Origin of the sequence: Paenibacillus sp. HB172176 (assembly GCF_011947265.1) — a bacterium.
Taxonomy (GTDB): Bacteria; Bacillota; Bacilli; order Paenibacillales; family Paenibacillaceae; genus Pristimantibacillus.
The window spans coordinates 1-14023 of record NZ_JAATHD010000028.1 but is presented as its reverse complement, the minus strand read 5'-3'; the positions used below and the strand labels follow the sequence as shown (position 1 = coordinate 14023).

Here is a 14023-nt window from a genome sequence, read left to right as displayed (position 1 = left end):
TTATGCGGTCAACCGTTGCAGGCGTTCGGCAATGGCTATCGAAGCGTCAAATTTACTTTTTTATCGTGCCGGCTGTCGTTTTTTATGTTGTATTCAAATACAGGCCGCTTTATTTCATCCAGATCGCTTTCCGGGACTTTCGCATCACGCGGCCGATCGCAGACAGCTCCTGGGTCGGATTCACGCACTTTACGGAGTTGTTTCAATCGGTGGACTTCCACCAGGCCATGCTCAATACGGTGCTCATCAGCTTTTACAAGCTGCTATTCGGGTTCCCGGCGCCGATTCTGCTCGCACTTATGCTGAATGAAATCCGCAACGACGTCTTTCTGCGCATCAGCCAATCGATTCTTTATTTGCCGCACTTCATCTCCTGGGCTGTGCTGGGCGGCATTGTGTACAGTCTGTTCTCCGTGCACAACGGCCTGATCAACAATGTGATTGTCGCGTTCGGCCATGAACCGATTTACTTCACCGGAAGCACGGATTACTTCCGCAGCTTGCTCGTCGCTTCGGACGTTTGGAAGACGGCCGGCTGGGGCACGATTCTGTACCTGGCGGCGCTGGCGAGAATTGATACGACGCTGTACGAGGCGGCCTACGTCGACGGAGCCTCCAAATTGCAGCGCATCAGGCATATTACGCTGCCCGGCATCTCCTCGACGATAGTCGTTTTATTTATCATCAACGTTGGGCATCTGCTCGATGTCGGCTTCGAGCAAATTCTGGTGCTGAGCAATCCGATGGTCATTCACGTGGCCGATATCATCGATACTTACGTGTATCGCGTCGGCTTGCAGCAAGGCAATCACAGCTTGGCCGCCGCTGCCGGCCTGTTCAAGACGCTGATCGCAGGCGTTATGGTGTTCGGGGCGGATCGGCTGGCCAAGGCGCTCGGGCATCGAGGCATCATATGAGAGAGGAGTGCGAATAACGCATATGAAAAAACAACGCTTGTGGGGTGGCATCAATGCATCCGCTATCGCTTTGGTCTGCATCGTTATGCTGTATCCGTTCTGGCAGACTGTCGCCGCATCCTTCATGACGGAGCCGGAATTCTTGTCCTCGCAGTTGAAGCTGTTCGTCAAGAACCCGACGCTGGCGTCGTACGTCCAAATTTTCACCGACGGCACGATTTTCATTCATCTGCGCGTCACAGTCCTGATCACGATTGTCGGCATGACGGTCGGCTTGCTCTTCACCGCATATTCGGCTTATGGGCTGTCCAAGCCATTCAGAGGCTCCTCTGTCGTAATGGCGCTCATCGTCATGACGATGTTCCTGCACGCGGGACTTATTCCAGATTACATGAACTACAGAAGCATGGGGCTAATTAATCACTTCGCGGTATATATCCTGCCATACATGATCAATACCTTCTACTTGATCATTATGCGAACCTCTTTTCTGGAGTTCCCGAAGGAGGTGGAGGAGGCCGCGCGGATCGACGGATGCAACGACTTTCGCATTTTCTTCACGATCGTGCTTCCGCTGTCAAAGCCGATTCTGGCCGCGATCGGTCTGTTCTATGCGGTTTCATTCTGGAACACGTACATGCAGTCGGTGTTCTTCATCACGGATCAGCACTTGAAGACGGTGCAGGAATATTTGCAACGGCTCGTCTCGGACAGCTCGGATCTCGAGAGTCTGATGGCGATGGAATCCGGCGAGCAGGGCTATTCCTCGGATACGATGCGCCTCGCCAACATTGTCGTCGCGCTGGTACCAATTGTGTCGATCTATCCATTCGTTCAGCGTTTCTTCGTCAAGGGACTGATGATCGGAGCAATAAAAGGGTAATGCTCATGTCCGGCAGCTGTCCGCGCCGTTAAGGAGGTGAATGGCTTTTCCATATCGCTGCAAAGCTGTTAAGTATGTCTTCGGTCCGAAATACAGTGATCACATTAACGTACAAGGGAAAGGGTGGTTGTTTTGAATTGGAAAAGCAGATTGTATCCTTTGGTTCTTCTCGTCGCATTAGGTGCCGTAACGGTCGGCTGTTCAAGCGGGAACGCCGGAACAGAACCTTCGGAAAGCGCAACCGCATCATCTTCGTCGGCTATTCCGGCTTCACCAGCGAACGGAAGCTCCGAGGTAAATTTCGACAAGCACTACACGATTACGATGTTCCAGTGGGGACCGAAGGACATTGACCCGAACGATGAGATTATCAAGTACATCGACGAGAAATTCAACATTGATTTCAAGGTCGAACGGATTCTCGCCAAGGAATACGCGACGAACCTGGAGCTCAAGATCGCGGCGGACGATATGCCGGACATCTTCCGCTACCCGCTCGCCTCCGCACACATTTACAACCATTTGTATGAAGACGGTTACTTGATGAACTTCGCGGAGTATGCAGAAAAGTACAATCTGGAAGGCCTGAAGTCCTATATCGCTCGAGAAGGGACAGAGGAGTTCAGGGAGCCGGACGGCGTCTTTCAACTACCGTCGGACAAGGGCAAGCAGGGGACGATGATGGTCGTTCGGCAGGATTGGCTTGATCAGCTCGGACTTCAACAGCCGACGACGATGGACGAATTAAAGACGATGCTGCAGGCTTTCAAGGACAACAATCTCGGCGGGAAAAATACGGTTCCGCTAACAGCCAATTTCGGCATGGCAGATATCGGCTCGATCCAGCCGTCGTTCACGGGGGCGAAAGTCTGGGCGAAGCCAAACGGCGAGTGGATCAACGTAGAGGTGATGCCTGAATTCAAGGATTACCTCAAGTATCTCGCAGATTTATACCAGTCGGGACTTCTCGACAAAGAGATCTTTACCGCGAACGAGACGCAGGAGAAGGCCAAGTTCGTCAGCGGTGCGTCCGGCCTGTACATGGTTGGAGCGAACCGGTATAACCAAACGGTACAGGACTTGGAGAAGAACAACCCGAACGCGAAGGTGTCCGTGCTGATCCCCAATCCGGCAGGACCAAAGGGGCCGTTGACGGGAGTGACGGCTGATTACGTTGATCCGGTCGTGGCGGTTGCGGAAGGAAGGGATGAAGATTTTCTGGCCCGCGTCGCCGCATTGCTCGATTGGATGCACAGCGATGACGGCATTCACATTTTGAACTTTGGCATAGAGGGGATTCACTACAATTTGGTGGACGGCAAGATGGTGACAACTGACGCTTACCAGAGGGATATTCTGCCGGCGCTCGGCCATCTGACTGCCATGACGACTGATTATTCGGCGGCGGCAGGCAACGTGGAGGGAGTGCTCAAGGAGCATTTCGACTATACGATGGAGTACGGCATCGCGCCGCCAATCACGAATATAACGTACGGGGACGCGGCCGAGCTCATTCCGGCGATTGATCAGAAGTTCGACGACTGGCAGATCGCCTTTGTTACCGGACGTAAAGACATCGACGCCGATTGGGACACGTACGTCAAGGAAATGAACGATGTCGGCCTGGCGAAGCTAACGGAGACAGTTCGGGAAAATACGAAGGATTGGGAGTGACGGTGGGCACGGTGGCCAAGCCTAATGTCGTGATGATCACCACCGACCATCAGCGGTCCGATACGCTGTTCATGCGACAGGATGGGATGGAGGTGACGCCTCATCTGAATCGGCTGGCGGCAGACAGCTGTGTGTTCTCCCGAGCCTACTGCAGTACGCCGCTCTGTGTACCGGCGCGCACGGCGCTGGCGACCGGCAAGTATCCGGCGCGCACTGGTGTGCTCGTAAACGATTGGAGTGGGGAAACGGCAAGCGACCATCGGTCAATGCATGAATATTTGGGTGAAGCGGGTTATCGCCTTGGCCACTTCGGCGTTCAGCATATTCGTCTCCGTCCGGAGCTGCGTGCGCGTGCGCGATTCGACGCGTACATGGACTTGGCGGATTACAAGCGCATCGCTGGTGAACGGGGGGCGGAGGCTGCGTCTTCGCCTTCGCCAGAGAGCAAGCGTGAGGTGATGGAGATGCGTAACGGAGCTTACGAACGAAGAAGCTATTCCAGTGCGCTGCCATCGGTGTGGAGCGGTCCGCTAGAGAAGCATCAGGATGTCTTCTTCACGCGGCAGGCGGAGGCATTCCTTCGGAAAAGCGCTTCCGAAGAGCGCCCGTTTGCTCTGTTCCTAAACATCTGGGCGCCGCATCCTCCGCTTGCCGTGCCTGAACCGTACGCATCGCGCTTCCGGCCTTCCGCCATTGAGCTCCCCTCCAATATCGGTGTTCCCGCAGCGGGCGAACCTCGAAACCGCCGTCTGGGCGTGCCGGCACAACTGGCAGAGGGCATCACTGAGGAGCAGTGGCGAAGAACTTGGGCCGCACATCTCGGCTTGACGCAGCTGGCCGACGCGTGCGTCGGCCGCATCATCCGGACACTGCAGGAGATCGGCGCATACGAGAACACAATCATTCTGTTCATGTCCGATCATGGCGATCACCTGGGCCAGCACGCCATGTACCAGAAGATGGAGATGTACGAGCAAGCGGTTCGGGTACCGATGCTGATCAAGACGCCCGGTGCGCGGCTCCGCTGGTACGACGGTGTTATGTCGCATCTGGACGTATTGCCGACCTTGCTGGACTTGCTCGGATTGAAGGCGGCGGATCAACTGGACGGTTTGTCACTCGCATCCGCCCTTGGAGGCGGGCCCGCGCCGGACGATGATCGGGCAGTTTTCTCGCAATATTCCGGCAACGCGGGCATCGGTGACATTCGCCGCGCCGTCATTACGAAGCGGTATAAGTATATCTATGATCCTCATGCCGATGATGAGCTGTACGATTTACAGGAAGATCTTTTGGAGATGAACAACCTTGCTGGCGAGCCTCGCCTCGCGGCGGTGAGGGCGCGTCTGCGCGGAGCCTTGTTCCGCTGGGCCCGCGATTGCGGGGACGAACTCCTCGGAGATGAGGCATGAGACGACCTCCCGATTCGGACTTTTGCCAAGTATCTCAAGGGTTTATGGAAGAAAAGAGGGAATAAAAGGGAGATGTAGCATGAACAATCAAGATCGTGCATTAAAAGTAGGATTAATTGGCTACGGCTTATCTGGAAAAACATTCCATGCCCCGATTATAACTGCAGTGCCGGATTTGTACTTGGCGAAGGTTGTGGAGAGAAGCTCCGAGCTTTCGAAGGAACGTTATCCATGGATTGAAATTGAAAGAGATGTGAAGTCATTATACAAGGATCCTGCTATTGATATTGTAGTGATTACTACACCAAGCACCAATCATTACACATTCGCTAAGGATGCACTACTTGCGGGCAAGCATGTCATTGTCGAGAAACCGTTCACAGCAGCAAGCGAAGAAGCGGAAGAACTTATAACGCTGGCAAAAGATATGGGCAAGGTTATTAGTGTATTCCACAATCGGCGCTGGGATGGAGATTATATGACCGTCAAGCAATTGCTGGAGCAAGGGTTGCTGGGGGAAATCGTCGAAGCAGAATTTCGCTGGGATCGCTTCACTCCGAATGCGGCACCGGGCAAGTGGAGGAATAACGGTGAACTGCCTGGTTCAGGCGTATTCTACGATCTTGGGGTTCACTTCATGGATCAAGCTCTCAGTTTGTTCGGCATGCCGAGTTCCATCACGGCTGATATTCGTACGCAGCGAGAAGGCGCAGAAGCGGATGACGGCTTCGAGGTTACGCTTGGTTATGCAAGCAAGTTGAAGGTTAGACTTCATGCTTCTTTGCTTGCTCGCAAGAAGGGACCGCGATATGCGATTCACGGCAGATTAGGCTCATTCGTGAAGTATGGTGAGGATCCGCAAGAGGATATGCTTATGAATGATCTTACGCCAAAGGATGCTGGATATGCCGTTGATTCAGAAGGGCATTGGGGACAGCTTGATACAATGGCAGGTAAGTTGCGATTACAGGGAAGCATTCAAACCTTGACAGGCGGATATCAGCATTATTATCAAAATATAGCCGATCATATTCATGGTAAAGCTGATCTGGCAGTAAAGCCGGAGGAAGCCTCGGCCGCCGTCAGATTGATTGAGCTGGGCTTGCAGAGCAGTAGAGAAGCTCGAACTATAATGATTTCATAAGTTACGTTCTGGTTACAAAATGGATGAGAATGAAGAAGCAAGCTGCTAAAGCTTGCTTCTTTGCATGCCAAGGAATGTAATTATGCCGTCCTCGCTGGTCTTGGAGGTATATTTTTTGTTTAGCACGGATTTCTGTTTTGAAACAAAATAAACTTTTTCGGGATTCATCGGGTAATACCTAGTAAGAAGGCGGCGAAAGAGGTGAACAGGGTGGAGATGGAAATCAAGCGCAGAATGCTGAAGGGCGATCGCCAGGCATTCCGGGAGCTCTACAACGCGCATTTCGATTATGCGATGCGGACTGCCGTGCTTGTGACCAGGAATAGGGAGTGGGCCAAGGATGTCGTTCAGGAGACGTTCGTCAGAGTGTACAAGAGCATCGCGCAATATGATGAAGGCAAGCCCTTCAAGCCTTGGCTGTACAGCATTCTGCTGCGTGAATGCTTTCGGGTGATGGAGAAAGAGAAGAAGGCTTTCCCGCTTGGAGAGCATGTGGAGCGGCTTGAATCTAATCCGGGCAATGCTGAGGCGGCCATCGATATCGGGCAGGCGCTTGACGCGCTGCAAGACAAATTCCGCATCCCGTTTATTTTGAAATATTTGCACAATTACTCGGAGAAAGAGATTGCCGAAATGCTGGAGCTGAATGTGAACACGTTGAAGTCGCGATTGCTGAAGGGGCGCGAGCTGATGAGAAGCGCGCTGGGAGGAGAGACGTATGGATCGGAAGCTTAGAGAGCATCTCATGGAAGAGAGTGGCTATTCCCAAGAGCTGAAGGATAGCATATGGGAAGAGATAGAGGCCAGACTGGATGAAGAAGAGGAGCCGCGTGAGGCGGGGCATGAATTGAATAATAGCGAACATCAAGGGGGAGCCGACATGAATATGCGTACTATGGAAACAAGCAGACAAGGAAGAATAGGTAAGAAGAAGCGCCATACAGGGTGGAAAATAACGGCTGGAGCCGCTGCGGCGGCGGTCGCGTTGACAGCCTTCCTGACCATGCCGGCGGGCACGGCGATGATGAAGAGCGTAGAGCAGTGGTTCGCGCCGCAGAAGAAGATCGACATCTCCATCGAAGGGCAGCAAGAGGAGACGCAGGGGAAGCTGCATCAGGACGAGGCGAGCCACTATGTCATCTATTACGATAAAGAACGCTACAAGCTGGTGGAGGGGCAGGATAAGGATGTCATTACGACGATCGAGCCTTTGCCGGAGCGCTATCCCGCAGTGTCGCTTACGATTGAGCAGAATACGGGAGAGAAGCCCGAGGCGCTTGCGGGGGAAATCGCGGAGAGCCTCAAGGGAGAGTATACCGATGTACGCGAAATTGAACAGGTGGAGGAGCCGGTGAAGGGCTATCGCATTCATGCAATCGACGGTCAGGAATGGAACAGCAAGGTCATTACGGTCTATGTGACAAGCAATGAACGCGAGGGCAGCTTCGTGCTGACCGAGAATTATTTCCTCGAAGCGGCCGAAGGGCATGGCGCCAGATTCAGACAGATGCTGGAGCAGTTTGAAATTTTGCCTGGGGAGGAGAAATGAGCGCATAATTTGTCAATTGGAATGGAAAGCTGATAGCCAATGAAGTAAGATGGTTTTAATTGTATTAAACTTTTGATGGAAACCATTTTACGACGAGGTGACTCATGCATTTATTCAACGACACATTTATTCAACTCCTGGTCTTGCTTGCGATCTCGATGTTCGTCATCGCGATTGCGAAGAAGGTGAATCAGCCGTATTCCATTGCGCTAGTTATCGTGGGGCTGCTGCTCGGCATTACGCATATCCCCTTCCTGGAGGAGGCGGAAACCTATATTACGCAGTCCCATGTGTTCCAGGCGGTCATTATATCGCTGTTCTTGCCGATTCTGCTTGGAGACGCCACCTTGAAGATGCCGGTCAAGCATCTCATCGAGCAGCGCAAGCCTGTGCTGGCGCTGGCGTTCGGGGGGACGCTTCTATCCTTCCTGTTCGTGGGCTTGATCGGTCATTATGTGATGGATCTGCCGCTTATAGTGGCCTTCACCTTCGCCGCGCTCATGAGCGCGACGGATCCGATCAGCGTGATTTCCATCTTCAAGTCGCTGGGAGTGCCGAAGCAGGTGGTGACGATTATTGAAGGCGAGTCGCTGTTCAATGACGGAATCGCGGTCGTGCTTTTCCAGATTTCGTCGATCTATCTACTCTCCTATATGGAGATGGGCTGGACGGGCGTCGGCAAGGGCGTGCTGCTCTTCCTGCAATTCGGGCTTGGCGGCATTGTCGTGGGAGCGGTCATGGGCTTCCTGTTCTCGCAGCTCATTCGCTTCTATGACGATTATCCGCTGGAAATCGGCTTCTCGATGCTGCTCTTCTTCGGCAGCTATTTCATCGCCGAGCATTTCGAGGTGTCCGGCGTCATCGCGGTAGTGGTGGCGGGTCTGATCTTCGGCAGCTACGGCGCGCGCATCGGCATGTCCTCCACGACGAAGATGAACATCAATTCCTTCTGGGACGTCATTACGCTGATCGCCAACTCCTTCATCTTCCTGATGATTGGGCTGGAGATCAAGAATGTCGATTTCTATGAGAAATGGTGGATCATGCTGGCAGCGGTGTTCGTCGTGCTGGTCAGTCGGACCGCGGCGCTTTATCTCAGTGTATCGCTCATCAGGCCCTTCCCGCGAGCCTGGAAGAGCGTGCTGAATTGGGGCGGACTCAAGGGCAGCCTGTCGATCGCGCTGGCGCTCAGCCTGCCGCCGTCCTTCGACGGGCGCGAGGACGTGCTCGTGTTGACCTTCAGCGTCGTGCTGTTCTCGCTGCTCGTGCAAGGGCTGACGATTAAGCCGCTGGTCATGAAGCTGGGGCTTGGGAAGAAGGAAGCCGGCGCTGTGAGCGAGGAACACTAAGCGAGTCCAGGCGAGTCCAGGAAGCGAGGAGCCCTCCGGCTGATAAGCCAATGGAGGGCTTTCTTCTGCTGCTGCCCTAGAAGGTGTCGATGGCCCAGTCAAGAATGCGATTGTACGCTTCTTGGAGACGATGGAGCGCGCCTTCTATTCCGGTCAAGGTATTGCTGTACAAGAGGTCGCCCGAGCTCAGGCTTGTTACTTCGAAATTGTCGAACACGCCGTCGTATATATCATCCTTTTCATTTAACGTGCTCGCCGCTGAGAAGATCGCGATTTCTCCATCCGCGATGCTTCCATCCACCTTAATGTCCTTCGCCCACTCTTGATTGTCGACCCACGCCGATAGTCGTTCTCCCTGAACCCTAACCTTTAATGTTCTTATCGTCAGGTGATGCTCCACCTGGTCTTCCTTCAGCGGAGCGGAGAAGAGCGATTCCGCCTCTCCTTCGGGCTTCTTCTGCTCGATAACGAGCTTGTTATCGGCGATCGACGCCCGCAGGAAGGAAGCCTGAGCCGGATTGTATCGGAGATATACGCCTTGCGTGCCCATTTCATCGCCTGCAAGCTCTGTTTGCAGCGATACATCACGGTAGCCGCTGCTGTTCTCCAGCGCGTAGATTCCCGCACCGCCTGCGGGGGAGGTAAGAGCGATGCGATTATCGACAAATTCAGCGACGCCGCTTAGCGACGTCCAATCGTTCGCCCGTTCTTCGTCCCCGACGATGAAGCTCATTATCTGCGAGCAGTCCTTCTGCACCTTCATAAGCATATGATTCGTCTGCCAATAGGGCTGAGGCTGAATTCTAGTCAGATCATAGAGATTGCCGTCGGCGGAATTGCAGGCATTGCCCTCCCGGTTGAAGTGTATGGCGAACAACTTCTTAATGGCAGACGCATTGGCATGATCAACAAGCCTGTTCATGCTCTTATGGAGTGCGTTGGCATGCATAATCATGTAGACCTTGGGCATGTATCCTAATTTGTCCGAGTAAACCTCGCGCATTGCGGAATAATCGGCAGCAATTCGCGTCTCCATCTCCTCGCGATCCTCCACGGGAATGCCGTCCGCATCCCGAAGAAAATCCATGAGATAATGATTATAATCGCTCAGCTTCGACTTATCCGGGAGCTTGTTCTCGTCCAGCATCCCGATGAATGCTCCGTCCTTCTCATGGATATTAATATAGGTCAAGCGGTAGCCGTTGCTGCCAAGCTCCCAATAGCCGCTCTTCATCATTTTCATCATCTCGTCCGGCTTGACGAACTTTCGGTCCGAGTCGACCAAATTGTTCGCATAAGATAGAAAAGTGGCTTTGTCGTTATATCTCTCAAGAAGCGGCTGAGCATACAGGCTCGAATCATTGCGGCCGTCTTCGAAGGCCAGGAACAGAGCTTTCTCCGGAAGCAGCGCTCCCTGCGTATAATAATCGATAATATCCTGCTGGGAGATCGTTACATAGCCTTGATCATAGAGCGCCTTAAGCTGCTTCTCCAATTGCTTTTTTGCAATAAGCGCCGCAGTGCCCGTTCGATCGACGCCGAAGTAGGATAAGGCGATGAACCCGCCGTTGCTCGTCCAGCTTGATTTATGGGGCTCTTGATACTGCTGAACGTGGAAGACGGCGTTGCCAATGAGAAGAAGGACGGCAAGCAATATCGCCAGTTGAATGCCGCTGCGAATCGTTTTTCTTCTGTTTTTTCTGCGATAATTCAGATCCAGCACAGCCTCCTTGCTTCTCTTGGCCATAAATGTTCTCACTCCCTTCACTTCATCGAACGCGTCAATTAGAAACGAAGAAAACGGAATTTTTTTTGCTTCCGCGCTTTCTTTCGATTATTGGCCTCAACGTCTTGCGGCGTTTCTCTCGTGCCCCAGGTGGATTTCCAGAAGGTTACCCAGGCAACCGGCATCTGCCACAGCAGCACCAATTCATAGAAAAGGCAGAATACGAGTCCGTACACCCACAATCTGCTCTTCCGCAAAAGGAGATGAGCCAGGCTCATGAGCGCCGCCATCATGAATAGTCCTGTCAGAAAGGTGGTTGGGAAGATATGATGCCAAAGCGGAACATAGACGAGGTTATAGACCACGATGACGGGAGCTGCGATGGGCACGAGAATGCCGATGTAGAAAAATAAAGACATAAACGGCTCCTTGCGCCAGATGAACAGGCCCGCCCTAAGCGATTCTCGAAGCCACGAGCGCTTCCAGCGCATCTGCTGCTTCAGGAACACCGACATGTCCGACGGCACGATCGTTGAACAAATCGCCGAATCTTGATACGAGGTTCGATGCGTTCTCAGGATGAAATTCGTCATACTCCGATCATCGCCGAAGGTTGCTTTCTGGCCTAGAAAGGTCTGGTTCAGCCATGCGTCCGTATGCTGTACAATAAGCTCCTTCCTATAGCAGGATAGGGGGCCCGACAGACAGGTGACGCAGTCAAACCAGGATTCCGCGGCCTTCATAATCCGAAACGCGATATAATAACGGACGGTCTGGAGCTTCGTAACCGCATTTGTGTATTTGTTCTCTACATCGGTACGGCCCGCGACGCCTCCCATCCTCGGATCCTGAAACGGTTGAACAAGATGCCTGATGGCGTCAGGCTCCAGAAAGCTGTCGGAATCGACGAAAACCACCAGATTATGCTTGGCCAGCTGCACGCCTTTCACCAAGGCTTCCCGCTTGCCCCCGTTTTCTTCCATAATGACAAGCTTCAATCGCTCTTTCGTTTGAAACCGTTCCGCCTCTTGATGAATAATGGTGATAATTTCTTCAATCTGTTCGATAGAACGGTCGGTCGAACGGTCATCGACGATAATGACTTCCAGCTTATCGATCGGATAATCCTGATTCATGCAGCTAAGAATGGTCCGTTTGATCCACATCTCCTCATTAAAGCAAGGAATGACTATGGAGACTCCCGGCGTGTACAGGGGATCCACAGGAACTTCCCGGTACAGTGCGCCGAACCCGTATCGGGAAAGCAGGAATGCTGCGGCTGTAATGCTGTACAAGTAGAGAGTGATATTGTATTTGAAGTAGATAACGCTCTCCGCCCGCAGCAGGATGATGAAGAAGGCTGAGAAGAAGAGGAGCGCGCTTGCGGTGTAGACCGAATAGCTCCATCTTTTCTTCTGAAAATATTCGTTGAGCGGCTGCTCAAATTCCAGGGCGATCAGTTGCTTCTCTTCCCCGTCTTCGTTCGGGCGGGCAAACTGCCGCACGATCTTGGCGTCTATTCTGACGGCCGATTCGAAGCCTTCGGGCATCGTTCCGGAAGGAATATTGAATCGGGCGGTTACGTTGCTACCTGGACTGAAGGGGTTCGATTCGGCATTCAGCTCCAGCAGGATACCGGTAGTCGAGATATCGACAGCCTTGGCCTTGATGGCTGATCCCTTCTTCATGCTTCTTCTCGAAATCAAAACCTCAAAATCAGCGATATACCGGAGACTTAAGGCTCTAATGCCTTGCAAATATGCATCGGAGGTTTCCGAGCTCTCTTCGAAGGAGCGTTGACCTCTGCGTTCGGATGCCGATCTGGTTTTCTTCGGGTCTGGAACGTTAGGCAAGGCTCGACGGTCTTCGCGCGAGGCTGTAAGAATCTCTTTCGTTTCATGCTTGTGTTTTCTCCAAATCGCCATGGCTATCCCTTTCCTCTACAAGCTCCAGTAATGGAACCCCATATTTTCGAAATCCCGTTTCGGGAGCACGCCCCTAATATCAATCATTAGCTTGTTGGCGTTATCGCGACACAAGGATTTGAATTGCTGAGCATTCATCTCAACGAATACCCGATGAGGCACCGCTGCCACAATGATATCAAGCGAGTTGATCTCGGAAAGCGGGGTTAACTCTATGCCATGTTCGTCGCGCAACTGCCATTTGTCGGCTTCAGGATCTGTGACGATGGGAGAGATGCCGTAATCCTTTAATTCATCGATCATGTCGATTATTTTCGAATTTCGCGTATCGGGACAATTTTCTTTATACGTCACGCCTAATATGCCGATACGGATGCTCTTCATATCTAACTGCAGACGTACGGCCAGCTTCATTAATTGCTGGACAACATACGTACTCATTCCATCGTTGATTTGTCTGCCGGAGAGAATGAGTCTCGACGGGAAGCCGGCGTCTTCGGCTTTGAAGGTCAGATAATAAGGGTCAATGCCGATACAATGTCCACCGACCAGTCCGGGTGTAAAAGGAAGGAAATTCCATTTGGTTTGAGCCGCATCAAGCACTTGTCTGGTATCGATGTTCATGTGGTTGAATATCATGGACAACTCGTTCATGAAGGCAATATTAATGTCCCGTTGCGCGTTCTCGATAACCTTGGCCGCCTCGGCTACCTTGATGCTTTCTGCTCGATATACGCCTGGCGTGACAATCAGCTCATAGAGTGAAGCGATCATCTCGAGAGCTTCTTCATCGATACCGGATACGATTTTTACAACGCTTTCCAATCGATGCTCGCGATCGCCTGGATTAATGCGTTCCGGTGAATAGCCGACTTTGAAGTCGAAGCCTGCGCTTAATCCTGATTGGGATTCGAGAATCGGGATGCAGATATCCTCGGTTACCCCGGGATAGACCGTTGATTCATAGATGACGACAGCGCCGCGTTTCAGCTTGCGGCCAATCAAGCGGCTGGCATTTTTCAAATATTTCAAGTTCGGAACATTGCCGCTCTGCACCGGTGTTGGCACGGCAACGATAAAGCATTGCACGTGGTCAAGCTCGCTTTCGTCGGAAGTGAACAGAACGTTGCTTGCCGCGATGGCGCCAGCTCCCAAATCTCCGGTAACATCGATGCCGCTTCGGTAAGATTCGATCTTGCGGATGTCGATATCGAATCCGATGACATTCATCTTCTTCGATAAGGAAACGGCGATAGGCAGTCCCACGTAACCAAGACCGATAATCGCAATCCGTTCGTGTCCGCCCTTCAGTTGTTCGAGCAAAGGGATATTCTTATTCATACTTGCCTCACTGGACAGTAAAAAGTTTTACATCATTAAGAAGCAAGGAAATCGGCGTCCTGCTGGGCCGCTTTCTGCTTGGAACGAATAATTTGAGTTAGCG

Annotated in this window: 11 protein-coding genes; 8 read left to right on the top strand and 3 right to left on the bottom strand. The window is 52.4% G+C overall.

Features of this window, described 5'->3' with window-relative positions:
- Positions 1 to 2 precede the first annotated feature (2 nt).
- The 8 genes from HFP08_RS24840 (at position 3) to HFP08_RS24805 (ending at position 8928) form a co-directional block, all read left to right on the top strand.
- Positions 3 to 917, top strand: coding sequence for an ABC transporter permease (locus tag HFP08_RS24840; protein WP_168123333.1), 915 nt, complete (start codon positions 3 to 5; stop codon positions 915 to 917).
- A gap of 22 nt (positions 918 to 939) precedes the next feature.
- On the top strand, positions 940 to 1800 hold the full coding sequence (locus HFP08_RS24835) for a carbohydrate ABC transporter permease (protein WP_168123332.1): 861 nt from the start codon (positions 940 to 942) through the stop codon (positions 1798 to 1800).
- A gap of 132 nt (positions 1801 to 1932) precedes the next feature.
- Positions 1933 to 3474, top strand: a complete 1542-nt coding sequence (locus HFP08_RS24830) for a type 2 periplasmic-binding domain-containing protein (RefSeq protein WP_168123331.1) — start codon at positions 1933 to 1935, stop codon at positions 3472 to 3474.
- Complete coding sequence (locus tag HFP08_RS24825; protein ID WP_206109315.1) at positions 3387 to 4886, top strand: sulfatase-like hydrolase/transferase; 1500 nt, start codon at positions 3387 to 3389, stop codon at positions 4884 to 4886. The genes HFP08_RS24830 and HFP08_RS24825 overlap by 88 nt, the downstream gene beginning before the upstream one ends.
- A 79-nt stretch (positions 4887 to 4965) precedes the next feature.
- Positions 4966 to 6030, top strand: a complete 1065-nt coding sequence (locus HFP08_RS24820) for an oxidoreductase (RefSeq protein ID WP_168123329.1) — start codon at positions 4966 to 4968, stop codon at positions 6028 to 6030.
- Between the two features lie 201 nt (positions 6031 to 6231).
- A complete protein-coding gene (locus HFP08_RS24815; RefSeq protein ID WP_168123328.1) occupies positions 6232 to 6765 on the top strand; it encodes an RNA polymerase sigma factor in 534 nt (177 codons plus the stop codon).
- Positions 6749 to 7579, top strand: a complete 831-nt coding sequence (locus HFP08_RS24810) for a hypothetical protein (protein WP_168123327.1) — start codon at positions 6749 to 6751, stop codon at positions 7577 to 7579. Before HFP08_RS24815 ends, HFP08_RS24810 begins: the two co-directional genes overlap by 17 nt.
- 104 nt (positions 7580 to 7683) lie before the next feature.
- The gene (locus tag HFP08_RS24805; RefSeq protein ID WP_168123326.1) at positions 7684 to 8928 is read left to right on the top strand and encodes a cation:proton antiporter; all 1245 of its coding nucleotides are present in this window, start codon (positions 7684 to 7686) and stop codon (positions 8926 to 8928) included.
- 76 nt (positions 8929 to 9004) lie between these two features.
- On the opposite strand, the gene HFP08_RS24800 is transcribed toward HFP08_RS24805, so the two are convergent.
- Genes HFP08_RS24800 through HFP08_RS24790 form a run of 3 tightly spaced genes read right to left on the bottom strand, consistent with a single transcriptional unit; the run spans position 9005 to position 13908 of the window.
- Complete coding sequence (locus HFP08_RS24800; RefSeq protein ID WP_168123325.1) at positions 9005 to 10675, bottom strand: polysaccharide deacetylase family protein; 1671 nt, start codon at positions 10673 to 10675, stop codon at positions 9005 to 9007.
- Positions 10676 to 10713: 38 nt separating this feature from the next.
- Positions 10714 to 12579: a glycosyltransferase family 2 protein gene (locus HFP08_RS24795; RefSeq protein ID WP_168123324.1), complete on the bottom strand. Its 1866-nt coding sequence runs from the start codon at positions 12577 to 12579 to the stop codon at positions 10714 to 10716.
- 15 nt (positions 12580 to 12594) lie between these two features.
- Complete coding sequence (locus HFP08_RS24790; protein ID WP_481856609.1) at positions 12595 to 13908, bottom strand: nucleotide sugar dehydrogenase; 1314 nt, start codon at positions 13906 to 13908, stop codon at positions 12595 to 12597.
- Positions 13909 to 14023: the final 115 nt, after the last annotated feature.